General features: G+C 45.4%; 21 protein-coding genes. 7 read left to right on the top strand and 14 right to left on the bottom strand.

Translation table 11 applies throughout. From position 1 onward, the window contains the following. Nucleotides 1-49: 49 nt before the first annotated feature. A complete protein-coding gene (locus L1D60_RS01825) occupies nucleotides 50-985 on the bottom strand; it encodes a LysR family transcriptional regulator (protein WP_239839468.1) in 936 nt (311 codons plus the stop codon). 125 nt (nucleotides 986-1,110) lie between these two features. Here L1D60_RS01825 and add point away from each other — a divergent pair, with 125 nt between their 5' ends. Then, nucleotides 1,111-2,109, top strand: coding sequence for an adenosine deaminase (gene add, locus L1D60_RS01820; protein ID WP_239839467.1), 999 nt, complete (start codon nucleotides 1,111-1,113; stop codon nucleotides 2,107-2,109). Nucleotides 2,110-2,222: 113 nt separating this feature from the next. Then, the gene (locus tag L1D60_RS01815) at nucleotides 2,223-2,789 is read left to right on the top strand and encodes a sugar O-acetyltransferase (RefSeq protein WP_239839466.1); all 567 of its coding nucleotides are present in this window, start codon (nucleotides 2,223-2,225) and stop codon (nucleotides 2,787-2,789) included. 42 nt (nucleotides 2,790-2,831) lie between these two features. Here the strand turns inward: L1D60_RS01815 and L1D60_RS01810 are convergent, their stop codons facing one another. Further along, a complete protein-coding gene (locus L1D60_RS01810; protein ID WP_239839465.1) occupies nucleotides 2,832-3,278 on the bottom strand; it encodes a DUF3429 domain-containing protein in 447 nt (148 codons plus the stop codon). Nucleotides 3,279-3,287: 9 nt separating this feature from the next. After that, complete coding sequence (locus L1D60_RS01805; RefSeq protein WP_239839464.1) at nucleotides 3,288-3,833, bottom strand: glutathione peroxidase; 546 nt, start codon at nucleotides 3,831-3,833, stop codon at nucleotides 3,288-3,290. Between the two features lie 187 nt (nucleotides 3,834-4,020). Here L1D60_RS01805 and L1D60_RS01800 point away from each other — a divergent pair, with 187 nt between their 5' ends. Next, on the top strand, nucleotides 4,021-4,728 hold the full coding sequence (locus L1D60_RS01800; RefSeq protein ID WP_239839463.1) for a GntR family transcriptional regulator: 708 nt from the start codon (nucleotides 4,021-4,023) through the stop codon (nucleotides 4,726-4,728). 228 nt (nucleotides 4,729-4,956) lie between these two features. On the opposite strand, the gene L1D60_RS01795 is transcribed toward L1D60_RS01800, so the two are convergent. Next, the gene (locus L1D60_RS01795; protein WP_239839462.1) at nucleotides 4,957-6,156 is read right to left on the bottom strand and encodes an enolase C-terminal domain-like protein; all 1,200 of its coding nucleotides are present in this window, start codon (nucleotides 6,154-6,156) and stop codon (nucleotides 4,957-4,959) included. Nucleotides 6,157-6,416: 260 nt separating this feature from the next. Between L1D60_RS01795 and L1D60_RS01790 the strand changes: the two genes are divergently transcribed. From L1D60_RS01790 to L1D60_RS01780, 3 genes are all read left to right on the top strand, one after another. Continuing rightward, nucleotides 6,417-7,850 (top strand): PTS transporter subunit EIIC, encoded by a 1,434-nt coding sequence (locus L1D60_RS01790; protein ID WP_239839461.1) that lies wholly within the window; start codon nucleotides 6,417-6,419, stop codon nucleotides 7,848-7,850. Between the two features lie 113 nt (nucleotides 7,851-7,963). Further along, nucleotides 7,964-8,923 (top strand): sugar kinase, encoded by a 960-nt coding sequence (locus L1D60_RS01785; protein ID WP_239839460.1) that lies wholly within the window; start codon nucleotides 7,964-7,966, stop codon nucleotides 8,921-8,923. Nucleotides 8,924-8,927: 4 nt separating this feature from the next. Beyond that, on the top strand, nucleotides 8,928-9,557 hold the full coding sequence (locus L1D60_RS01780; RefSeq protein ID WP_239839459.1) for a bifunctional 4-hydroxy-2-oxoglutarate aldolase/2-dehydro-3-deoxy-phosphogluconate aldolase: 630 nt from the start codon (nucleotides 8,928-8,930) through the stop codon (nucleotides 9,555-9,557). Between the two features lie 83 nt (nucleotides 9,558-9,640). On the opposite strand, the gene L1D60_RS01775 is transcribed toward L1D60_RS01780, so the two are convergent. Then, nucleotides 9,641-10,957 (bottom strand): AarF/ABC1/UbiB kinase family protein, encoded by a 1,317-nt coding sequence (locus L1D60_RS01775; protein ID WP_239839458.1) that lies wholly within the window; start codon nucleotides 10,955-10,957, stop codon nucleotides 9,641-9,643. A gap of 473 nt (nucleotides 10,958-11,430) precedes the next feature. Here L1D60_RS01775 and L1D60_RS01770 point away from each other — a divergent pair, with 473 nt between their 5' ends. Further along, on the top strand, nucleotides 11,431-13,767 hold the full coding sequence (locus L1D60_RS01770) for a bifunctional diguanylate cyclase/phosphodiesterase (protein WP_239839457.1): 2,337 nt from the start codon (nucleotides 11,431-11,433) through the stop codon (nucleotides 13,765-13,767). A 74-nt stretch (nucleotides 13,768-13,841) separates the two neighbouring features. Here L1D60_RS01770 and L1D60_RS01765 read toward each other — a convergent pair whose 3' ends face one another. The 9 genes from L1D60_RS01765 to L1D60_RS01725 form a co-directional block, all read right to left on the bottom strand. Further along, nucleotides 13,842-14,339 (bottom strand): MarR family transcriptional regulator, encoded by a 498-nt coding sequence (locus tag L1D60_RS01765; RefSeq protein WP_239839456.1) that lies wholly within the window; start codon nucleotides 14,337-14,339, stop codon nucleotides 13,842-13,844. A 287-nt stretch (nucleotides 14,340-14,626) separates the two neighbouring features. Continuing rightward, a complete protein-coding gene (choV, locus tag L1D60_RS01760) occupies nucleotides 14,627-15,835 on the bottom strand; it encodes a choline ABC transporter ATP-binding protein (protein WP_239839455.1) in 1,209 nt (402 codons plus the stop codon). Between the two features lie 2 nt (nucleotides 15,836-15,837). Then, nucleotides 15,838-16,680 (bottom strand): choline ABC transporter permease subunit, encoded by an 843-nt coding sequence (gene choW / locus L1D60_RS01755; RefSeq protein ID WP_239839454.1) that lies wholly within the window; start codon nucleotides 16,678-16,680, stop codon nucleotides 15,838-15,840. Between the two features lie 60 nt (nucleotides 16,681-16,740). After that, nucleotides 16,741-17,706 (bottom strand): choline ABC transporter substrate-binding protein, encoded by a 966-nt coding sequence (locus L1D60_RS01750; RefSeq protein ID WP_239839453.1) that lies wholly within the window; start codon nucleotides 17,704-17,706, stop codon nucleotides 16,741-16,743. Nucleotides 17,707-17,803: 97 nt separating this feature from the next. Next, nucleotides 17,804-19,516 carry a choline dehydrogenase gene (gene betA, locus L1D60_RS01745; RefSeq protein WP_239839452.1) on the bottom strand — a complete coding sequence of 571 codons (1,713 nt, stop codon included), beginning with the start codon at nucleotides 19,514-19,516 and terminating at the stop codon, nucleotides 17,804-17,806. A 27-nt stretch (nucleotides 19,517-19,543) separates the two neighbouring features. After that, nucleotides 19,544-21,004, bottom strand: a complete 1,461-nt coding sequence (gene betB / locus L1D60_RS01740; protein WP_239839451.1) for a betaine-aldehyde dehydrogenase — start codon at nucleotides 21,002-21,004, stop codon at nucleotides 19,544-19,546. A 67-nt stretch (nucleotides 21,005-21,071) separates the two neighbouring features. Further along, on the bottom strand, nucleotides 21,072-21,674 hold the full coding sequence (betI, locus tag L1D60_RS01735) for a transcriptional regulator BetI (RefSeq protein ID WP_239839450.1): 603 nt from the start codon (nucleotides 21,672-21,674) through the stop codon (nucleotides 21,072-21,074). A 320-nt stretch (nucleotides 21,675-21,994) separates the two neighbouring features. Continuing rightward, on the bottom strand, nucleotides 21,995-22,435 hold the full coding sequence (locus L1D60_RS01730) for a hypothetical protein (RefSeq protein ID WP_239839449.1): 441 nt from the start codon (nucleotides 22,433-22,435) through the stop codon (nucleotides 21,995-21,997). Between the two features lie 10 nt (nucleotides 22,436-22,445). After that, the gene (locus tag L1D60_RS01725) at nucleotides 22,446-24,125 is read right to left on the bottom strand and encodes an LruC domain-containing protein (RefSeq protein ID WP_239839448.1); all 1,680 of its coding nucleotides are present in this window, start codon (nucleotides 24,123-24,125) and stop codon (nucleotides 22,446-22,448) included. Between the last annotated feature and the right edge of the window lie 53 nt (nucleotides 24,126-24,178).

Raw genomic sequence — 24,178 nt, 5'->3', positions numbered from 1 at the left:
TTTTCGTCCCTTCGTTTTAAAGTGAGAGTTCGCTCAAAGTGATGGATGTTTATCGAGTCTGTTCGATAATCAACTCTCTGAGCCATTTGTGGCTTGGCTCAGAGTCGTAGTAACGGTGCCACAATAAGAACAATCCACCAGGTACCAACTCCATCGGAATCTCTTTCATCACCAGTTCACCGCTTTCAATATAGTCCCTTACCGAGTTGTAGGGATAACACATCAACAGATCACTTTGCTTACAGAGTTTAACGGCGCTTGTTATATCAGAAACGTTGGCCGCTTTATTGATCTTAAGCTGCTTCGCTTGCAGTATTTCTAGTAACAACCAATCACCGACGCCACCCGTGACCAACTGGATATGTCGGTATTTGAGGAACGTCTTTAAATTCCACTCTTCTTTCAGTGCGGGGTGATCCTGACGCATCAAACAGACTGAATAGTCTTGCAGCAATTCAACGTAATTCAGATCCGAGGGGATACTATGAACATGAGTACTTGCCCGCTCGTCTAACTCGAAAATACCAATACCAAAATCCACCTCTCGCTTTAATAAACGTTTATAGGTTTCACCCGTCCAAGTTGTACTATTGATGGTAATGTTTGGCGCTTGAGCGAGTGCATTGGGCATAAATTTAGGATAGATCGCGGTATAAGCGGTTTCGACGAGATCGATGTTAAAGGTGCGTTCACTGCCCAGTGGGTCGAAATCTGCAGGTACGGTAAGTTGCTCTACTTGCAGAAGTATTTGATGCACTTTCGGGGCTATCTCCAGAGCTTTAGGAGTCGGAAATAGGCCTTTCGACTCACGCTCGAATAGGGGATCATCAAACAGAGTTCTTAGCTTTGTGAGTTGTTTACTCACCGCAGATTGGCTGAGAAACATTCGTTGTGCGGTCTTGCTTACACTGCGCTCTTCAAGTAAAACGTGTAAGCAGAGCAAAAGATTCATATCGCATTTCAGTAATCGCTTCACATCAACCATGATATTCCTCAGATTCACATCAAAAATGATTTTATGTCACTTTCAATCATATCATGAAGTTGGTAATTTAGACCCATATAACCTATGAGTTAACTACTCAAGAATAATAGAACTAAGGAATACTCATGAACTTTCTAGCACTCCCTAAGATTGATCTTCACTGCCACCTAGACGGAAGCGTTCGTCCAGACACCATCATTGATCTTGCAAAGCAATACGATATTGAGCTTCCTGCAGACCGTGATGCCGTAGTTGAGTCTCTTACTGTGCCAGAAGACTGTAAGAACCTGGATGAGTACCTTGCGTGTTTCAGCCTGCCACTTAAAGTGATGCAAACTGAAGAAGCGATCGAGCGCATCTCTTTCGAGCTATACGAAGATGCAGCGCTTGAAAACGTAAAATACCTAGAAGTACGTTTTGCACCAATTCTTCACGTAAACAAAGGCCTATCTCTTGATGCAATCATCGCGAGCGCAGTAAAAGGCATGAAGCGTGCAGAAGAGAAATACGACATTAAAGGTAACTACATCCTTTCTGTTCTTCGTATGTTCCCGAAAGATTCAATCAAAGACGTTATTGATGCGGGCCAAGCTTACCTAGGCAAAGGTGTCGTTGCATTTGATATCGCAGGCGGTGAAAAGCCAGGTTTCTGTGCAGAATTCCCAGAGTACACTAAATACGCTATCGAAAAAGGCTACCGCGTGACAGTTCACGCTGGTGAGCAGTGGCACGGTCAAAACGTTTACGACGCAGTAACGCTACTAGATGCAGAGCGCATTGGTCACGGTGTTCACATCCAAGGTAACGAAGATGCGTACAACATCGTGAAAGAGAAGCAGGTTGCACTAGAAACTTGCCCTACAAGTAACGTTCAGACTAAGTGTATTCACAAGTTCAGCGACCACCCTATCTCTGAGTTCCAGAAAGACGGGATCGTGGTAACTATCAACACTGACAACCGCACAGTATCGAACACAACCATGACTAACGAAGTTAAGCGTGTATGTGAAACATTCGACCTAACTAAAGAAGATTACGCACAAATCTACAAGTACTCTGTAGAAAACGCGTTTGCTTCAGACGAAGTGAAACAACACCTAATGAGTTTTGCAGATCAAATCTAATTAGAGCTCAATAACTCGAATAAATCCGGAAGAGAAAGGCGAAAGCTTTTCTCTTTTTTATTACCTATTTGTCGTTACTCTATATTCAATATTGACTAATGAGTGGTACAGAGATGAAAACAGAACTCGAAAAAATGTTGTCAGGCGAGATCTTCGATGGCGCTGATCAAGAAATCGACCAAATGCGTACTCATGCGTTGCACGCTCTCTCTGAATTTAACCGAAGCATCGATGCTTCTCAGCAAGACCGCTTGCTGGCCAATCTATTTGGTAAAGTGGGCAAAAGTATTGTGCGTGCTCCCTTTCATTGTGAGTTCGGCAAGACCATCGAAATCGGTGACGATACCTTCATCAATATGAATGTAGTGATGCTGGATGGTGCGAACATTAAGATCGGCAATAATGTGATGATAGGTCCAAGTGCACAGCTCTATACCGCTTCTCACTCATTGAATTATCGAAGCCGCCGTAAATGGGAAACCTTTTGCCAGCCTATTACAGTTGAAGACGACGCTTGGATTGGTGGCAACTGCGTGATCAACCAAGGCGTCACGATTGGAGCCCGTTCAGTGATAGCAGCCAACTCAGTAGTTAACAGCGATGTACCACCTGATTGTCTCTATGGCGGAACGCCTGCAAAACTGATTCGCAGGCTCGATGTTGAAAAGCAAACTACCTAAACACACCAAGAAAAACGGCCATCATTTCGATGGCCGTTTTTATTAACTTAGCAAAGCAGCTCCATGCATCACCACGACACTAGTAGTTAGGACTCCTCTCATACCCATGTACCCTTCGGGGAGTTGGTTCTGTGGTTTGGGTTTGAGCTTGTGTTCGGAGAACCAGACTGCGATATAGCCCGCTGCTAGTACGATGATGGTTAAGCTGGTGCTGCCTGTCCCTTGCAATAACGCAGCCCATGCAATCAACAGAAAAAAATTACTCAACAATAGTGCTTTGCGGCTCAAGCTTTGTTCTGGGTAGTCAATGGCCCTTCCCCACAACACACCAGATAGAAAGCTCAGAATGACAACACTGTAGCTGACAAAGAGCTGGTCGCCCGCCAAAGAGAAAAATTGAGCGTCTAACAACATCAACAACAGACCGAACGCAAAAGGTATGAGGCCAAGATACCCTAGCCTTAGCATGGTGCTTCTTGTTTGTGACATATTGCCTCCCTACAATTGTTGCTCAATGGCACTTATCAAGGTGGCGCTAGAGGGTGAAGTCGAGCTTCCGAATGTCCCGACCACTTTACCTTCTTTATCAATCAGGTATTTGTAGAAATTCCAGCGCGGAGAAACGCCTGCTTGCTTCTTGATCTCACTGAACACAGGGTTAGCTTCAGGCCCTGAGATAGAAGAACGCGCCATCATCGGAAAGGTCACCCCATAATCTAGGTAACAAACTTTGGCACTGTCTGCCTCGCTGCCTTTGTCTTGTCGGAAGTCGTTACTTGGGAACCCAACCACGGTGAAGTTCTTATCTTTGTACTCTTGATGGAGTGCTTCAAGCTGACCAAACTGAGAAGTGAATCCACATTGGCTTGCGGTGTTGACCACAAGTATGGTCTTGCCATGAAACTCTTCGCACAAATTGACTTCATCAGTAGAGTTCAAGAGACGTTGTGAGCCTTTTAGTATATCGGGGCATGATGACGCATTAGCCACAAATGGTAGCGCGCTCAGACAGAGTGTTGCCAAGCTAAGTTGATATTTATTCATCCGTGTATCTCAATGATTGGTAGTCTTAGTTTTACTCACTAAGGTCGGCTTTTGATCACTTTCCACCGTTATTTCCCACCATTCTGTTTCACCTTATGTGTTAGAATTTTGAGCCACACGCAGTGCGCTGAGTCTCTGATTTAGTTAACTATAATTTAGTCATGATGAGTATTTTTGGGTTCTGAGAATGAAGAAGTATGAATTAGTTGTTCAAGATATTGTTAGTAAGATCTGCCAGAACAGCATCAACCATAAGCTCCCTGCAGAAAGAGAACTCTCTGAAATCTATGGGCTGTCTCGATTTACGATTCGTAAGGCTTTGGCTAAGCTCGAAGCGATTGGCATGGTCAAATCTAAAGTGGGTTCGGGTTACTTCGTTAATACCGCACTTATCGGCACACCGCTTGTTTACAACTCAATTACTGAAAACAGCTTCGAAGAGATCTCCTACAAAAAGCTTCAGCTTAATAAAACCCTCCCAGATCAACATGAACAGCAGATATTTTCACTCACAGATGATGAGTACATCTGGAAAATTAGACGCCTACGATTGATCAACAATAAAGTTGTGCAAGTAGAAGGAGCAAGAATACCCGTTCGTATATTCCCCGAGATGAACACCGATATCATCGAAAGCTCCATTCAGAAGCATGCATTATCTATCGGACTTGAAATCGACAGCTACCTCACCACTTATCAGGCAGTAAACGCATCAAAAGATGATGCTGAGTTACTTGGCTGTAAGAAAAACGCTGCAGCAATGAATATTACCAATCGTGGGTTCTTGGCTTCAGGTGAACTGTTTATCGTCAGTGATATTATCGACATCAATTACCAATGTACCTATCACACACCATTTAATAGCGAAAGCATGAGCTATAGAGATAAGAAATAACCTTTATAATATCTAACTCTGTAATTGAATTGATTTTCATTAAATTTATAACAATAAGAATTATAACAATCGTTAATATACACTGTTCAATATTACACATAGAATAAATAATGTAACTATCTTTAATTATTCACAAAGCGAATACTAATCATCACTACTAATAATCTCAGTTTTACTTTACATAAAAAAATAGCCACTGAACGTGGCTATTTGATTTGAAGGTGATTGCTATGGTGTATGGATTGCACCATCTGGGAGTCGACTTTGTGTCCACTCGTGAGGACGGTACATCACTGGGAATTCCTGTGCCATTTCACGATCCATTTCGACACCGATACCAGCCACCTCTGAAGCGTATAGGTAACCATCAACAGGTTCTGCTGCGTTCGGGAATACTTTATGAGTGTTAGCGTTATACTCTACATGCTCTTGAATGGCAGCATTATGTAGGTGCACATTTAAGTGAGTGTTTACTGCTGCGCCGATTGGCGTCATGTCTGGCGGACAGTGCCATGCGATACGCACACCGAAGGTCTGACATAGATGCCCCAGTTTCAGAGCTGGTGTAATTCCACCAATCTGTGAAACGTGACAACGGATGAAATCAATACGGCGATTAACAATCAGAGATTTCCACTCTTCAGGATTGTTAAACAGCTCACCCAAGCCCAATGATACCGAGCTCTGGCTGCGAATGTTATCGAGCCACTCCGTTTGGTTTGGCGGCAAAATATCTTCGATAAAGTAAGGCTTGTATTGCTCAACTTCTTTGGCAAACTGAATAGCTTGATTTGGGAAAAGACGCTCGTGCACATCATGTAAGATGTGGAATTTATTGCCATATTTCTCTCTCAACGACTTAAACATGGTTAAGGTATTGTCCATGTACTGGTCTTGGTCGTAATACGAACCTTCAGTCGGGTTTTGAGTCGCATGTAGCTGTGTCGGTACACCACCATAGAAGCCTAATTGACAACGGATATGACGATAGCCTTTATCTAAAAATGAATCGACTAGGTCATAAATACCTTCCATCGTATCGCTGGTTGCATGTGTATACACTGGAATAGCATCGCGAGCCTTACCACCAAATAGTTGATGCAGCGGCATACCAGCAAGTTTTGCTTTAATATCCCACAATGCCATATCAACGCCAGATATCGCATTATTAATAACAGGGCCATTGCGCCAATATGCATTGACCATCATCATTTGCCATAAGTCTTCAATATTATTGGCATTTTTCCCAATGAGAATAGGTTTTAAATATTCGTCAACCATGGTTTTTACAGCTAATGGTCTTTGCTGGAATGTCGCACAACCAAAGCCAGTCACACCCTCATTCGTTTCAACGATTACGGTAATGAGGTTATGTCTATCCGGTTTTGTAATAACGCATTGGACGTCAGATATAATAGTTTCTTTCACAATTAAATAACCTAAACTTAGTCAACTCCTATTATCTAACCGTGTTAAAAACCACATTTCAAGCGCTAAATTTTGGTCAAAAATAATTGGTACGTTAAGTGATTTTTTTTCACAAACAAAACATACCAATTGCCGAAAAATGGTAAAAAATAAATTATTAGAAATTTAATTGTGATTGGGATCTCTTTTTATCCCATTGGATTAAAAACGCTTATCGCTATGATTGCTCGAGTTAAATATCTCCCAGTAACAGGTGTTGTATGCAAATTGTTGAAAAGAATGATGCTGTTATTAATAACTCAAAGTCATCACCCAAAAAGAAAAGTTTTAATGAAAATATACAGTTATTAGTCTCCGCTCTTGGCGGTGAAGATAACATTGTGAGTATCACTCACTGTATGACTCGATTGAGATTCAAATTGGCAGACGAGTCTTTGGCTGATGAAGATGCTGTCAAAGCGATTTCAGACGTAAAAGGCATGGTAAGCCAACAAGGTCAAACTCAAGTGATCATCGGCGTAGAAGTTGAAAAATGGTTTAACGCGCTGTCAGGCACGCAACAAGCTGACAACTCTGTTACTGACGAAATAGAAAAAGGCAAACTGTTCCAAGGCGTGATGCGTATTGTCGCTGGTATCTTTGGCCCAGTGGTACCAGCTATCGCGGGTGCAGGTATGCTAATGGGTCTGCTATCAGGGCTTATCGCGACCAATGTTATCTCTGAAACCTCAGATACGGTGTACTTCTTCCGCTCTATCTCTGTGGCTGTGTTTTTCTTCTTACCTATGCTGGTCTCTTTCTCTGCAGCTAAGGTGTTTAAGGTTAATGAATACATCGCACTGGCAGTTTCTTCAGCCATGCTAGCGCCACTGCTGGTTGAGAAAGCAACGCTACTTAAAGACGCTGGCGCTGCGCCAGAACTAACAGTGCTTGGTGTTGTGCCTATCGAACTGCTGAACTACGGCGGGGCGATCGTACCAGCTATTTTAGCGATTTGGTTGCTATCTAAGGTGACTCCTCTTGTTGACCGTCTAGTACCATCTTCCGCGAAACCGGTTTTTACCCCCCTACTTGCGTTTACCGTGACTTCAACAATCACACTCTCTTTTGTTGGTCCTGCAGGTATCTGGCTAAGTAACGGCGCTGGTTGGGTGATGAGCTCACTGCTTGAGATCTCGCCTACCCTAACAGGTTTTATCTTTGGTCTAACTCGCCCGATCACTATTGTGTTTGGTATCCACCATAGTATGACGCCAATCAGCCTCAACAACTTCGCGTTGTACGGCAAAGACTTGCTAATGCCAATCATGTGTCTGGGTAACATGGCGATTGCAGGCGCAACCATGGCTATCTGGCACAAACAACGTAAGTATGTGTCTAAAGAGCAGTCTTCAATTACTGCAGGTTCAAGTGTCACAGCTATCTTAGGTATCACAGAGCCGGCTCTGTTTGGTGTTCTAACCAAGTACACCAAAGCAATGATGACTGCGAGTCTAGCTGCGGGCGTATTCGGTGCTATCTCTGTAACGATCGACACTCACCTAACGAGCTACATTCTATCTTCGGTATTCAGCTTGCCTGCTTACCTAGCTAGCGGTACTCAGAACTTTGTTCAAGCACTGATGGGTGTAGTAGGTGTATTCGCACTCTCTTATGTTCTGACCATGCTACTTGTCAAGCTCGATAATAAGTAACCCCCTGCCTCACCACTGTGGGGTTAAACGAGCCAAGCGTGATCGTCGCTCCTGATGATCACGCTTTATTTTTCTAACCTTCATTCTAAGTTTTTCTTTCTAAGGTTTATTCTATGACCCATATCGCAATCATCGGCGAATGCATGATTGAGCTCAATGGTGCGCCCTTTGGCAACATGCTCCAAAGCTATGGCGGAGACACACTGAACGCTGCGATATATTTGAACCGCAGCCTCAAACAAGATGTGGCTTTTTCTCAAGTTCGTACTAGCTACGTAACCGCGCTTGGCACCGATTCAATCAGCCAAGAAATGACCCGTCGTTGGCAAAATGAAGGGATATCAATCGACTTGGTACTGGGCGACCCAAAGCGCTCTCCAGGGCTCTACCTAATTCAATTGGACGATGAGGGCGAGCGCACCTTTCTGTATTGGCGCAATGACTCCGCGGCGAGCTATATGGTTCAACACCCAAAATTTACGGATGTAATGACTCAGCTAAGTAATGCTGACATGGTCTTTTTCAGCGGCATTTCTCTGGCTATTTTGCCTAACTCAGACCGAGTTGAACTGCTAGCCAAAATAGACAAGTTGCGTAACAACGGGGTTAAGACTGCATTCGATAGCAATTACCGCCCGAAACTTTGGGAAAGCATCTCAGCAACCAAAGAAGCGTACTTACTTGCTTATCAAGCGACCGACATTGCACTTGTTACCTTCGATGACGAACAATTGATTTGGCAAGACAAAACTCCCCAAGACACCATTGCTAGGCTGCATAAACTCGGCGTACAAATCGTGGTCGTTAAGATGGGCTCTGAGGGCTGCTTAATCAGCGAAAATCCAAACCAAGATCCTGTCTCTATCCTAACAAAACCGGTCACCAACGTGGTTGATACGACCTCTGCGGGAGACTCATTCAATGGCGGATTCCTTGCACGTTACCTAACGGGCGGAAGCGTTGCACAAGCGTGTCAATATGGTAACGCGCTGGCTGGGTTAGTCATCCAGCATCATGGGGCAATCATCCCACAATCTGTCACAGACAATCTTTCTACTCTTATCGAGAAATAAACTCATGCCAACTATTAACGATCAATTAAAAGCACTAAAAGTAATTCCAGTTATCGCCATCGACAACGCGCAAGATATTATTCCACTCGGCAAGGTGTTATCAGAAAACGGCCTACCTGCGGCTGAAATCACTTTCCGCTCTGACGCGGCGGTTAAGGCCATTCGCCTACTGCGCGAAGCGCAACCTGACATGCTTATCGGCGCTGGGACTATCATCAATGGCGAGCAAGCTTTGGCTGCTAAAGAGGCGGGCGCGACTTTTGTCGTGTCACCTGGCTTTAACCCAAATACAGTTAAGGCTTGCCAAGAAATTGGTATCGGCATCATCCCTGGAGTGAACAACCCAAGTACCGTCGAGGCTGCTTTAGAAATGGGGTTAACAACACTCAAATTCTTCCCTGCAGAGGCTTCTGGTGGCATTAGCATGGTCAAGTCATTGGTTGGTCCATACGGCAATATCCGACTGATGCCAACAGGCGGAATTACACCAAGTAACATCGACAACTATTTAGCAGTGCCAGAAGTGCTTGCTTGTGGAGGCACATGGATGGTGGATAAGAAGTTGGTAGAGAACCAACAATGGGATGAGATTGCTCGCTTAACCCGCGAAATTGTTGAACAAGTAAAACGCTAAATGAGGAAGGGCCAGATCCTGTTAGGTTCTGGCCTTTTTACTCGACTCTCAATATTCAACGAACAGCCATTTCACTTGTACCTCTACCGACTGTTTAGATAAGGCTCCACCAGCCGTCGGATATTAACATTGGCGCCAATTCTCGCAGCCAGCAGATACATGCCTCCAATCTTTCTATGAAGGAACAAGGCGTCAGCTGGAGGCGTGTGCCAATACTCTTGCTCCATACTCAAAATCGTTCCCGCCTCTCGCAGTCGCTTAGCAAGGTCACTGCTCTTAAAGTCATACTCACCTTCAACCAACATAGGCTCACAGGCCATTTTCACGAGGTTCAATACCGCTTGTCGTTGGCTATCAACAATGGTGTCGCTAAAGAAGCCAATGTCTTCCAAAGCTCGGTTAAGAGCGGATTCATCACCTTCAATCACAGAGCGAAACACCTGACGATAACCGTTACTGAATTTGTCGCTGTATTCTCGCGTCGCTCCAAAATCGAGCAAGCCGATCTGGTTGGTTTTTTCGTTGTAGAGATAGTTAGCGAAGTTAGGGTCGGTTTGCACCATCTTGAGTTCAAATAGCTCCTTAAACAGCAGTTCAAGCAGACTCGTCATCACAAAATTGCGTGTTTCCTGTGACGCATGCTCTACCGATTCGACCGATTTCCCCTCAATAAACTCCATCGCAAGTACTGCATCAGAAGAACTTGGTAGATGAACTTTGGGTACAACAAAATGAGCATCGGCCTGCAGCGCTTGATGGTAACGTATCGCGAATTGTGCCTCTCGTTGATAGTCCGCTTCATCATGCAGCTGCTTTTTCGCTTCTTCCAACAAGCCCTTGTAATCCACTGATTCAGGAATCAATCCGACAACTTTTAACAAGGTGCCAACGTTATCAACGTCGCTATCGATGCTTTTCCGAATCCCTGGGTATTGCACCTTTACAGCCAGTTTATCGCCCGCATCGCTGTACGCTTGATGCACCTGCCCGATGGAGGCACTGGCGATAGGTTTGAAGTTAAACGCGATGTATTCAGACTTCCAATCAGCTCCCAGAGAGCTTTCCAGTACGTGGTTCAGTTGTTTAGAAGGGAGAGGATCAGCATCCGATCTAAGCCTACTCAAGATATCTGCCAATTCAGGCTCAAGCACATCGCCAGCATCCATCGATAACATCTGCCCAAGCTTCATGGCTGCTCCACGCAAGTGCGCAAGCTGCTCGGTCAATCGTCCGATGTTTTGAGGTGTCAGCAATAAGTCTCGCGCTTTGGGGCGATTACCCTGCACTATCTGCTTTGTTCCTTCCGTTAACACGTTACCCGCAACACGAGTCGCCAAAGATGCAAACTTACCGAAGCGAGAAATACGGTGGGTTGGAATATTCCTTTCTTTTGCTGACATAAAAACTCTCTCATAGTTAACTGCTCTGTATACGAACAAAACCGTGCTTTGGATGATTGCCAAAGCGATTATTTACATGAGCTCTACGCATCCCAAAAAGCGACACACTCAAATTGTGGAACGTTTATAAAATACCCTATCAAATCAAGGAGTCACTTGCAGTCGTTAATCGATGTGGTGATTGAAGCGGGGGACTACCTGAAGAAGAGGTAATTTTGCTTTCAAACAGGATCAAAGCATTGATGAAAAACTCATTTACCCGATCAGACCAGGCACCGTAAGGCATTGAAAATTAATAAATCTATCGATTAGCGTTTAAATTTAAACAATAGAAATGTGATATTCAGTCACAGGCTTAAATTCTCTGTTAAATCCCTTTGCAAAGGTCGGAGATCTGACCTAACTTGAACTATGTGCAAGGTAGCATAATAGCCATTGGCCATGGATGGACGATGGCAAGATTGGAGTGTTGTATGGATTTAACGAACAAAGCCGCACGCATTTTTATACCCGCTATTTTCATTATTGTCTTTTCAAGTGGTGTTGCTTACTACTTGTCTTACGAACATCAAATTAAAAATCAGATCGTGAGTAAGTGGTGTGTACAGCTTGAATTTGTGGTGAAGCAGATGGGAGAAGAGCTAAGAGATCAAAAGGCCTTCTTAAACAACATTGCGGAAAGAGAAAATTTTATAAAACGCGCAGATTTGAATCGAACAGTGTATGACGCGTTTGCATCAATCGATACACAATTAAGTAGCACGCGGTTTGACTATAACACCAACAATTCCTATTCGTTTGCGATCATCGATTCACAGTCCAATCTCATTGCAAGTTCAGTGCAAACTTTAAAACACCAATCAAACCAGCTTTTCCTTGATACAGGCCGCACCTATTTGTCTGATCCGAACAATTCAGAAAAGCTCTCTATCATCGATGGTAAGCTCTACGCGATCACAGCTCACACCCTTGATGGTTACCCCGATCGTATTGCAGTTCTCATCTTACCAATTTCGGTATTCGACAGCTTCAAAGCCACATTAAAAGAGCAGTTACCATTCGGTTTTTCTTTTGATTATCGATTCTTGACTGGCGTAGAACGGAGCAAGTTTTCCGCACACGAATCAGAGCCATTAGTTGCCGCACTCACCAACTATCACGCCTTTGATAATCACGCCATGAAGATGGATGTGGATTATTCTGACGGCGTCGCTTTCAAACATACTGACCCATTTATCTCAGCCTCTTTGCATGTTTTCCCTGAGAACTACCAAAGCCAACTCAACCAAGCCAAGATCTCCATAGGCGGCGTTACCTTAGCGATTACACTGCTTTTGATTAGCGGCGGTTACTTTCTATTTTATCGTCAAGTGTTACAACCTCTACAGGCATACACCAGAGAGCTCAACACCCTAAAACCCGATGAGGGTAATCAAACGAATAAAGAAGACCAGATAGATCCAAGCTATCAATCGGTGTTTGAACGCGTCAAAACTCTAGTAGAAACCGATGCACTTACAGGCCTCGACAACCGCACTTTCTTCATGCAGAACTTAAAAAAATTGCTATCCGAAGAACACCACGGTACCAGCTATCTTATCTATATTGACCTCGATAAGTTTAAAGCGGTAAACGACAACTATGGTCACGATGCGGGTGATGAACTTCTTGTACGCTTTGCCTCATCCACTCAACAAATTCTACAGCGCTCACGCGGGCGTCTATTTGAATCTCATCTATTTGCTCGACTCAGTGGCGATGAGTTCGCGATATACACCTACGGTATCACGCGACTCTCTGACATTTTGAGCGTACTTGAAAGCATTGAAGCGCAGTTCGAATCCAACTTTTTCCTTGGAGATCAACGCTACCGTGTTGGCATCAGTCTAGGGGTGGTTGAAATCAATGAGCATAACGAGAACCTCACTACTGACTCTTTGATGATCCAAGCTGACAGAGCCATGTATGTCGCCAAAGAGTCTGACGCTCGTCACTACTTCTATAACTCCGATCTCGAAGAAGTGGTGGCCAAAGAGCTGTTGATTGAGCAGACCCTAATCAAAGCACTCAACGAAGATGGGTTCAGCTTTTCATTCATGCCAATCATCAATGCATCTTCTAAAACCTTGCGTGGGTTTGAACTGTTACTGCGCTGCCCTGAGCTCGCTCAGCAGAATATTGGACCAGACGAGTTTATCCCTTGTGCCGAACGCACGGGCATGATTCGTGACATTGATATGTGGGTGATCAGCAATGGCTTAATGGCGGCAAAACGACTGATCGACAGAGGAAATCGTTCACTCAAATTTGCGATTAACATATCTAGCCTTGAGTTAATGTCGCCGGGATTTCCTGCCGATGTTAATCGCATGCTAATCAGTGCCGGAGTACCTGCGGAGAACATCGAATTTGAAGTGACTGAAACTGCATTTGTTCCCGACGAAACAACGGAATTGGATGTGTTGTTTGAATTGAAAAAGATCGGTGTAGACCTAGCCATCGATGATTTTGGTACGGGCTTTACGTCTTTCAATCAATTGATTCGCTATCCGTTCGATACCTTAAAAATCGACAAGTCCTTCGTTGACCAGATACTAAACAACAACCCATCTAAGCAAGAGATGGTGAATGTGCTCTATCGTCTCGCCAAAAATTACTCTCTCAAAGTCGTCGCTGAAGGTGTGGAAACTAAGGAGCAAGAAACCTTCCTCACCCGTTTAGGCTGTAACTACCTGCAAGGTTACTACTACGGCACCCCAGTTACGGAAGATGACGTATTAGCTCTGATAGCTAAGTTCCAGAGTGACTAGCAAGCAATAAAAAAGACCACGCGATGATGCGTGGTCTTTCGTTTAATAGGTGTGTCTAAAACATCAGTAAAGGACTACTTAGCGGAGTCGTCCGTTTTCACCGTATTGGTAATGCCTTCTAACTGCAATACAGGTGCTGCATCAATATCTTCAGCGTTCATCATCGAAGAAATTCGCTGCATTGAAGACAGCAACAAGCTTTGCTCCCACGGCTCTAGGTTCTGGAATTTATTAACAAAGTTGTCTTGAAGAGGTGGTGGCGCACTGTTTAGCAGCTCTTGGCCTTTTTCGGTTAGATTGGCGTGCACCTTACGTCGGTCAGCGACACTGCGCACACGCTGTACATAGCCATTTTGCTCTAAACGATCGATGATGGTGGTCGTGGTTGCTTGACTCACATTGGTGTGATTCGATAACTCTTTGATCGTCACATTGCCCATCTCTTGGATTGCTCTCATTAAAATCAATTGAGGGCCAGTCAAACCATACTCTTTACTCAGCTTCTTCGAGTGTAAATCGATAGCGCGAATAATTTGGCGAATAGCGACCAGTATTTCGTCATGTTTGTCCAAGATGCAGACCTTTGTACTTATATGCTGTGAGTGATTTTACAGTACAACAAAAATCATCGCCGTCATACGAGCAACATGATAGAAATTACACTGTAAATTGATGGATTATTTCATTGATTTTTCCGCATTGTACTTATGTTCTTACTATTCTCAATCTTTTCTCAAACCCTAAACCTATGTAGCGTGGCACTTTTGTGAGATCACATAGGATAAGAGGCGGATTGGTATATGGCTGAAGTGCGTATCAGAGAGCCTAAATCGGCTCTCTCATTTGTCTGCTAGGTAGGTTAAGCCGCATCGTTGAGCTGGAAGTCACCCGTGAGCGCACTATAGAATTCACTATCGTCTAGAATTCCCACGAGCTGTTGTCCCTCAACAAGCAAGATAGGGTAGTCACTCTGCTGCTTAAGTTTAATAGCATCGCGCATTCCAATCTCTGGGCTCGCCAATACCAAAGTCGACGGCTCGATATCCAGCGTGTCTACGTCCGACGGTTGCCACCTATGAAGACTGAGGTCATTCTCCCCTTTAATGCTAAGAGCACCTTCAACTTCTTCTATCCACACATCTTTTGCCGTACATACTTTCCAGCTTTGGTCTTGCTGTTCTAAGTCAGCTAAAGGCTGCATCAAAGAGCGCCCTTTGAGCACATTCAGCGGGTTGGTGTGAGCAACAAAGTCCTTCACATATTCAGTTTTTGGCTTCAATACGATCTCTTCGGGTTTGCCATGTTGAATCAGTTTCCCCGATTCCATGATCGCAATGTTGTTACCAATTTTTAAGGCTTCATCTAAATCATGACTTACGAACAAGATGGTTTTATTCAGTTTGTTTTGCAGTGAAATCAGTTCATCTTGCAACTGAGCACGAATCAGAGGATCGAGCGCCGAGAAAGGCTCATCCATCAGCAAAATATCGGTGTCCATCGCGAACGCTCTTGCTAAGCCGACACGCTGCTGCATACCGCCAGAGAGCTCATGTGGGAATTTGGTTTCCCACTCAGCAAGACCAACCATTTCTAGCTGCTCACGTGCTTTAGCTCGACGTGCATCTTTTGCCATTCCCTGCATTTCTAGACCAAAGGCCACGTTATCCAACACAGTCAACCAAGGCATTAACGCAAACTTTTGGAACACCATAGATACGCGATGAGTACGCAGTTGACGAAGTGTCGCTTCATCGCACTGGGCAAGATCGACCTGCTTGTCACCATCTTTCACTTCTAAAGAACCACGGCTAATTGAGTTTAAGCCATTTACGGCGCGTAAAAGGGATGACTTGCCAGAGCCAGAAAGCCCCATCAGCACACAAATCTCACCCTCTTGGATATTCAATGAAACGTTATCCACGCCAACCACTTGCCCTGTCTCGTCGATGATCTCTTGGCGAGACTTACCTTGGTCGAGCCTTTCAAGTGCTAGTTGCGTATTATCACCGAACACAACATCGAGGTTTTTAATGGTAATCGCATCCATTCTTTGCTTGTCATGACTCATGATTAAGCCTCCTTTTGGTTCGGTGTTTTACATAGGCGGTCAAGAATGATCGCTACAAGAACAATAGCGAGTCCCGCTTCAAAGCCTTGAGAAATGTTTACAGTATTGAGCGCGCGAACGACTGGTTTGCCTAAACCATCTGCCCCGACTAATGCAGCAATCACCACCATAGACAGTGACAACATAATGCATTGAGTCACACCAGCCATAATGCTTGGCAGAGCCGCAGGCAGCTCAACTTTCATCAAGAGTTTCATTCGGCTAGCACCAAATGCCTTGCCCGCTTCGACCAATTCTTCAGGCACCTTAGTTACCCCTAAATAGGTCAGGCGAATCGGTGCCGCGATAGCGAAAATAATGGTCGAGATGAGCCCCGGCACAATCCCAAGACCAAACAACACCAAGGTCGGGATTAGATACACAAAGGTTGGAACCGTCTGCATTAAATCAAGAATCGGCCTTAAGACTGTGTACAGCCAAGGGCGATGGGCTGCCATGATGCCGACTGGAACGCCAATTAATACGGAAATCGTTGTCGCCGCAAACACGAGGACAAAGGTTTCCAGCATTTCTTGCCAGTAGCCAAGGTTAAGAATGGTCAGCAGGGCCGCGACGACAAACACAACCAAAGAGATCTTACGATGTAGATACCACGCGAGAGCCGCGGTGATTAAAATCGGCAGAGCCGGCGGCATCCACTTAAACACATCCACCAGAAACAGAATAACCGTCTCTAGAAAAATCGAAATGGCATCAAACAGTCCCGCAGCATTGATCGTTAGCCAATCAACACCAGCTTCCATCCATTGACCGACTGGGATTTTGTTTTCAGTAATAAAATTCACAATATTGCCTTTGATTTTTGGTGAGTTGCCAAACGCAACTCACCATTTTGGAAATTAACGTTAAGCTTTTACTTGTTTCAAATAAGCAGACACGGCTTCTGAAGCAGATTCACCCTTCAACGTTTTGACGTTTTCAAGCCACGCTTCCACTTGTTGTGGGTTGCTGTTTAACCACTGTTGAGCAGCCTTGTTTGGTTGAACGTTTTGGTTAAGGATGGCTTCCATCAACTCGTTTTCCATCTCCAGAGAGAATTCTAGATTTTTCAGAAGCTGACCGACGTTTGAGCACTCAGATAAGTAATTCGCGCGCACGTTTGTGTAGACATTCGCGCCACCGTAGTTCGGACCAAAGAAGTCATCGCCACCGTCTAGGTATTCCATCTCAACGTTGCTGTTCATTGGGTGAGGAGCCCAACCCAAGTAAACAATCCATTGGTTGCGACGTGCCGCGCGCGACACTTGTGAAACCATGCCCGCTTCGCTCGACTCAACAAGGCTAAAGTCTTTTAGGCCAAATGCATCTGAGTCGATCATCGATTGGATTAGACGGTTACCATCGTTACCAGGCTCAATGCCATAGATACGGTCTTTGAACTTGTCTGCGTGCTTAGCGAGGTCAGCAAAGCTCTTTACGCCAGCATCGTAAACATACTTTGGAACAGCCAATGTATACTTCGCACCTTCAAGGTTGGCACGCACAGTTTCCACAGTTCCTGCTTCGCGGTACTTAGCAATATCGCCTTCCATCGTTGGCATCCAGTTGCCAAGGAATACATCAATATCGCCATTCGCCATTGAAGAGTAAGTAACAGGTACAGACAGCAGATCTGTTTTAGTTTGATAGCCAAGTCCTTTTAGCAGCTCGGTGGTTACTGCAGTCGTTGCCGTAATGTCGGTCCAGCCAACATCTGCAAAGCGCACGTTCTCACACTGTTGAGGCTCGACGGCAGCGTGTGCGTTCAACGCCAATACACTGATGGCCGAAGCGGCTAATGTCTTTTTAGTCACGGTGCGGATAATTGTCATAGTGATTCCTTTTATTCTTCCTTTTCACCACGTCGATGTGGTTTCTGACTCATACTTTTTGCTCGGTCTTTATGCGCGACCGATTCTCGATATGTAATTAGCTTTCGTTGATTAATGCTCTTAACGGTTCGTTTTCGCGCTGAGTGTCTTGCCATTGAGGTGCAATCCAAACGGGTACATCGGTTGCAGCCAGTGGCGTTTTACCCAATATGAAATCCGAGGCGCGCTCGGCAACCATGATGGTTGGCGCATTCAAGTTCCCGTTAGGGATGGTTGGGAATACCGACGAATCGACCACGCGTAAGTTAGCCACACCACGTACTCGGCACTCTTCGTCCAGCACGGCCATTGGGTCGTCATTTGCGCCCATCTTGCACCCACAAGACGGATGGTAGGCACTCTCAACATTCTGTTTTACCCACTCATCAATCGCTTCATCAGTGGTGACATCAGCACCCGGTTGGATCTCTTCACCACGGAATTTATCCATCGCCGGTTGAGAGAGAATTTCGCGCGTCAGACGAATACAATCGCGCCAGTCCTGACGGTCTTGTTCTGTCGAAATGTAGTTAAAAATGATTTCAGGTTTCGCGTGTGGGTCGGCTGAAGTGATTGCCACTGTCCCTCGGCTTTCGGGTTTGTTCGGGCCAACATGGACTTGAAAACCATGACCATCAAAGGCCGCTTGCCCATCGTAGCGCATCGCTGCAGGCAAAAAGTGATATTGAATATTTGGCCATTTCAGACCTTTGCGAGAGCGAATAAAGGCACAAGATTCGAAGTGGTTAGTCGCACCTAATCCTTTGCGAGTTAAAATCCACTCTGCGCCAATCATGCCCTTGCTAACGAGCCCTAATTTACTGTTGAGCGTGATAGGTTCATTACAGTGATACTGGAAATACACTTCTAGATGGTCTTGTAGGTTTTCACCGACGCCACGGAGTTCATGCTTTAGCTCTACACCCGCTTTTTCTAGCACCGCTTTCGGACCAATGCCGGATAGCTGAAGTAGTTGAACAGAGCCAATAGAACCAGCTGAAGAGATCACTTCCTTCGATGCAGAAGCCGTTTGAACCTTGCCAGATTTTTCAAACTCAACACCGGTTGCTTTCCATGTTTTGGAGTCTTGCTCTAGCAATACCTTTCGAACCACCACGCCCCTAATAAGGGTGAGGTTGGACCGCTTTAGTGCTCTACGTAGATATGCGTTAGATGTTGAGGCTCGTACCCCTTTATCTACCGTCATATGCATAGCACCGAAACCTTCCTGCTGATAACCGTTGTAGTCTTTGGTTTCTGGGTAGCCCGCATCTTTACCCGCATCAATAAATGCTTGATAAAGAGGGTTCAGTGCCATGTCGTTACCGTTACAGGTTCCAACAGGGCCATCACCACCACGATAGACATCACTGCCCTGATTCCAAGATTCAGCACGGCGGAAATAAGGTAGACACGCTTGGTAGTTCCAACCCTTTGCACCATGCTCTTCCCACTCGTCAAAGTCGCAAGCGTGACCACGCACGTAAACCATGCCGTTGATCGACGAGCTACCACCTAATACCTTGCCGCGAGGACAATGCAGTTGACGGCCATCAAGCCCGGACTCCTGCTGAGTCTCGAACTGCCAAGCATACTTTTCCGTGTTCATCGGGTAAGAAAGGGCTGTCGGCATCTGGATAAAAATGCTCTTATCCGTGCCACCAGCTTCTAGCAATAAAACGCTATGTTGACCGCTTTCAGTTAGCCGATCGGCCAACACACAGCCGGCCGAACCCGCGCCGACGATAATATAATCGTAGCGTTGTTCCATGTTCTGTTCTCCGTGAGGGGTTAAGCGTTATGCATAAGGGCTAGCGTAGTCACCTAGCTCAATCAAAATGCTCTTGGTTTGGGTGTAGTGAAGTAGGGTTTCAGGGCCATTTTCGCGCCCAATACCAGAAAGCTTGTAACCACCGACTGGCATCTCTGCTGGTGAATCACCCCAAGTGTTAACCCAACAAATCCCTGCCTGCATTTGATGAATAACGCGGTGAGCTCTCGCTAGGTTTTGGGTAAATACCCCCGCTGCCAAGCCGTAATGGGTATCGTTCGCTCGGCGAATCACATCATCTTCATCGGTAAATTTGAGCACCGACATCACAGGACCGAAGATCTCTTGCTGTACGTGAGGCATGTCGTCGTCGCAATCAACAAATACGGTTGGAATAACAAAGTTGCCATTAGCAAGGCCGTTGTCCGTCACCTGATAGCCGCCAGTCAGGAGTGTTGCGCCAGACTGCTTAGCCATCTCAATCGCTTCAAGAACTTTAGATAGGTGTTGTTTGGAGATGAGCGCACCAATTTGCGTTTCGATGTCCATTGGGTCACCGATTACGAGCTTTTCAGTACGTGCTTTAAGTTGGTCGACAAACTCTTGGTAGATATTTTCATGAACATAAACACGAGTACCGTTAGTACACACTTCGCCTTGGGTGTAGAAGTTAGCGACCATGGCTGCAGACACTGCATCATCGAGCTTGGCATCATCAAAGATGATCATTGGTGACTTACCGCCAAGTTCCATGGTGACAGACTTAAGGGTCTTAGCGCTGTCGGCCATTACCGCTTTACCGGTACCGGTTTCACCAGTGAAAGAGACTTTGGCAATATCTGGATGAGCAGTCAGCATTTGGCCGACTCGGTAATCACCCTGAACAACGTTAAACACGCCATCAGGCAGACCCGCTTCGGTAAAGATTTCCGCCAATTTTAGCGCCGTAAGCGGAGTCTCTTCTGAAGGCTTGAACACCATTGCATTACCCGCGGCTAATGCGGGTGCAGATTTCCACATCGCAATCTGAATTGGGTAATTCCAAGCACCAATCCCCGCGCACACACCTAGAGGCTCGCGACGGGTATAGAAAAACTGACTTTCGCTAAGCGGTTGCTGCTCACCTTGCAGTGTAGGTGCAAGGCCCGCGTAGTACTCGATCACGTCAGCACCAGAGGCGACGTCCACCTCAATCGCTTCCTGCAGTGGCTTGCCAGTATCTGCAACCTCAAGCTTTGCAAGGTCATCATTTCGTGTTCTAAGTATTTCTACCGCCTTCATCAAAATACGACTGCGTTCCACAGCGGTCATTGATGACCACACAGCAAAGCCGCGCTTGGCCGATTCAACAGCTTTATCGAGGTCGGATTGAGATGCTTGGCCAACAATCGCGATCGGCTCACCATTAGCTGGGTTAGTGCTAACAAAGGTTTCCCCCGAGGTCGCGGCAACGCTTTGTCCATCTATGTATAAAGAGTTCATTTCCATTTGAGTTTCTAACTTTGTCTATGTTTGGGCTCTGTTGGCCCATTAAAATTATGAGATTTTTAGCGTACTAATCGACGTTCAGTGCGTAAAACGTCAGCTGCTTATCGAGATAATCATTAATGATTGCACGTGCTTTGCTTGCATCAATGCCTTCGGGGTTGAGCGTCCCACGCAACCAAATACCGTCAATTAAGGATGCGATACCGTGCGCCACCAATTCAGCTTGTTCAGGTTCTAAAAGGGCTTTTAGCTCGATAAGCAAATGAGAAATAAGGCGTTTCTCATTCACTCGCTGCAGCCTTTTAAGCTGAGCGTCATGCATTGAGTAAGACCAAAACGCCAACCAGGTTTTCGCGACCTTGTTCTCCGCTTGGTAGCCTTCGAAATTGCCGTTGATGATGGCATTGATTCTTAGTTGATGAGCATTGACGGGAAGCTCTTTCAGAGCATTGGTGATGGTTACTGACAATTGGCGCAAGATCTCGCGCATCGTCTCTTCAAGTAGCCCATGCTTGCCACCGAAATAGTGGTTGATAATTCCAGTAGATACGCCAGCTTCTTTACTGATCAAAGCAATACTGGCCGAGTGCAAACCGACGCGATCGATCACCGTCATTGTGGCTTGTACTAGCTGTGGTTTTCGGATATCTGGCATCCCAACCTTGGGCATTTGTGAGTCCTTTTATTTTTTATTGAACGTTCAATTAATTATAAAATGACAGAAAACTAGTTAGGGTTCAAATGATTATTTTAACAAAATAGTTACAAGGCAGACCAAAAACCCAAAACAAATCACATAAAAACAAAGAGTTAACCAACAGTTAGTACTCTAAATAAATAACCAAAAGATTTGAGGTATGATGTTTATTAGTCGATTGTTTTTGATAAGAGTTGTTCAATAATTAATCAGAGGACATTAAGAGACAATGCACAAAAACAGAGAGTACAACGTCGTACTCTCCGCTCGATTTGAAGTGAAACAATGATCAATTAAAAGGTAAGGTGATAACTGTTGCTCGGCTCTCCTAGGGAAATGCTCCACGTCTGTTCTGACTCGCTACTGGTCATCGGTACCCAGCGTACATAGAGTGAGTCCCAGTTCGAATTGACCTCTAGCTCAACCTCATCGGTGAGATCTGGATAGATCGTCGTGATGCGCGAAACGGGATCTGGAATCGCTTCACCATCGGCTTTTACAAAGGCCGCTTTTGAGTAGAGGTGTAACGCTCCCTTGGTTTCCCCTAAATAATCAATTGATAAGGTGATTTTCTCACCGACATCAAACGAGAAGTCACGCGAAGCGACGATATCTTCTGCAGCAACGGTCGCAGTAGGTTGAGCCGTTGAACCACCGCCACCTCCGCCGCCACCTCCACATGCGGTAAGGGCTAGAATCGCAAGTAGGCTGACTGATTTAATAGATGTTTTCATGACGCTCTCCTTACTCGCCCGTTGCTGATACAGAGGTACTTTCTACCGCGGTTTTATACCACTCACCATGGCTCTCACCGCTCGCTTCCACCCAATCATCAAAGGTTAGGTAAGCCTCACAAATGTCTGTGTATTCAATTGGGTGATCCCATTCGTCACGGATGTTGATCGCCCAAGGCATATTGTTTTCGGTAGTAAATGAAGCAATATTGTCCGACTTGTCATCGTGAGTATTGAAGAAAGCGTTGTTCATGTCATTGGTACCCGCAAACTGTTTTAAATGAGTCTGCCAAGTGAACCCAGGAGCTTCATTGGTAAAGTCGCCGTGATACATGTACTTAGCGGCAAAAATGAACGAGTCGTAGGGAGGGTAGCCAACAATGTCACGCGGTACAGGAGTGGCGAATTCGACATAGAGTTGGTATTGCAGTGCGCCAACAGTTTGCGTCCCCAAACAGTCGACTTGCGTGCGATAGAAGGTACAACTTTCAGTAAGTTCACCTAGGTTTTGAAGGTCAACTTTAAGGTCTTCAGAGACAATCAACACCGCATCGCTCGTGCCATGTTTCACAATCGAGTGCGTTACTGCTACACCATTACGCATCAGGGTTGCGTTAGCGATATTACTTGGATCAACACCCGGTAGATGAATACCATAACCGTTTGAAAATCCAGCTCCCATCGCTTGTAAGGTGTAATCAAAGCTGATGTTTTTTAGCTCACGTTGGCCGTTTAACTGTTCTGTTATTTGGTAACGCCAAACCACGTCATTGAAATCGTAGTCGCCCATCAATGGCCATCTATCCTCGAACGCGATCGTCGCATACTCATTGCCACTCGGATAAACAGATGTGATGGTGATGTCACTGTCTTGCTGCACTAATGGCTCATATTTAGAGTCTGTCGAACCATCGGTGTTAACCCCATCAACCGCAGTAAACGGTGTAATTTCAACGGTAAACAGTAGGTCGTTGAAGTCATGATCCCCCCCCGTGCGGTGTAAATCTTCAAAACCTAAAACGAAGAACTCATTCTCTGTATCAATGAAGGCAACATTATGTCTTCGCAGGCTTGCTGTCGTTTCTGGATTGAGTTCAGAGTAGCTATAGAATGGCGTTCCCCAACTGCCCAGTGATTCAATGTTGTTATAAGAACCCGACCACCCCCAACCATTAGGGATCACGAAGAAGGCTAAGGTTTGCCCCGCCGTCAGTTCAACGTCTAAATCTATGGTATCCCCTTCGACCATCTCACCATCTGGCGCTTTTGAGCTGTTAGGAAAGATAATGGTGTGGGCAGTAATGTCATCGATCGACGCTGGAGGGTTATTGGTGTCATAAACAAAATAGCCTAACGCATTGCGGTAGCCTGCCCCTTCGTTTAGAAACGTCACCTTGGCAGAAGCAAACGCTTCGCCACCTAGCTCGTCATCAATATCGATGTTTGAGTAACGCTCTGGTGCGATGAAGGCACTGTTGACATAAGCTCCTTCGGGCAGCATTGAGTAAACATTGTCTAAAGTGTCATGGGGTAGTGTATCGGCTATCGAATAGGTGTCATTCGGTTTGCCTTTTGCGGAGTAATTCGAGCTGTCAGCGCCTGACTCAAAAATAAAATCTGACGTGGTAAGTGCAAGCGCTAGGCTGGGGATCATACAGCCTGACATGACCAGTGCATTCCATATTCTCATTGCGTTCCCTCTCTCAACTGACGGTAAATGTGTAAAGTAGAAGAGAGCAAGGA

Source organism: Vibrio sp. Isolate30 (assembly GCF_022397975.1).
GTDB classification, from domain to species: Bacteria; Pseudomonadota; Gammaproteobacteria; order Enterobacterales; family Vibrionaceae; genus Vibrio; species Vibrio fortis.
This window is presented reverse-complemented; position numbering and strand designations above follow the sequence as displayed.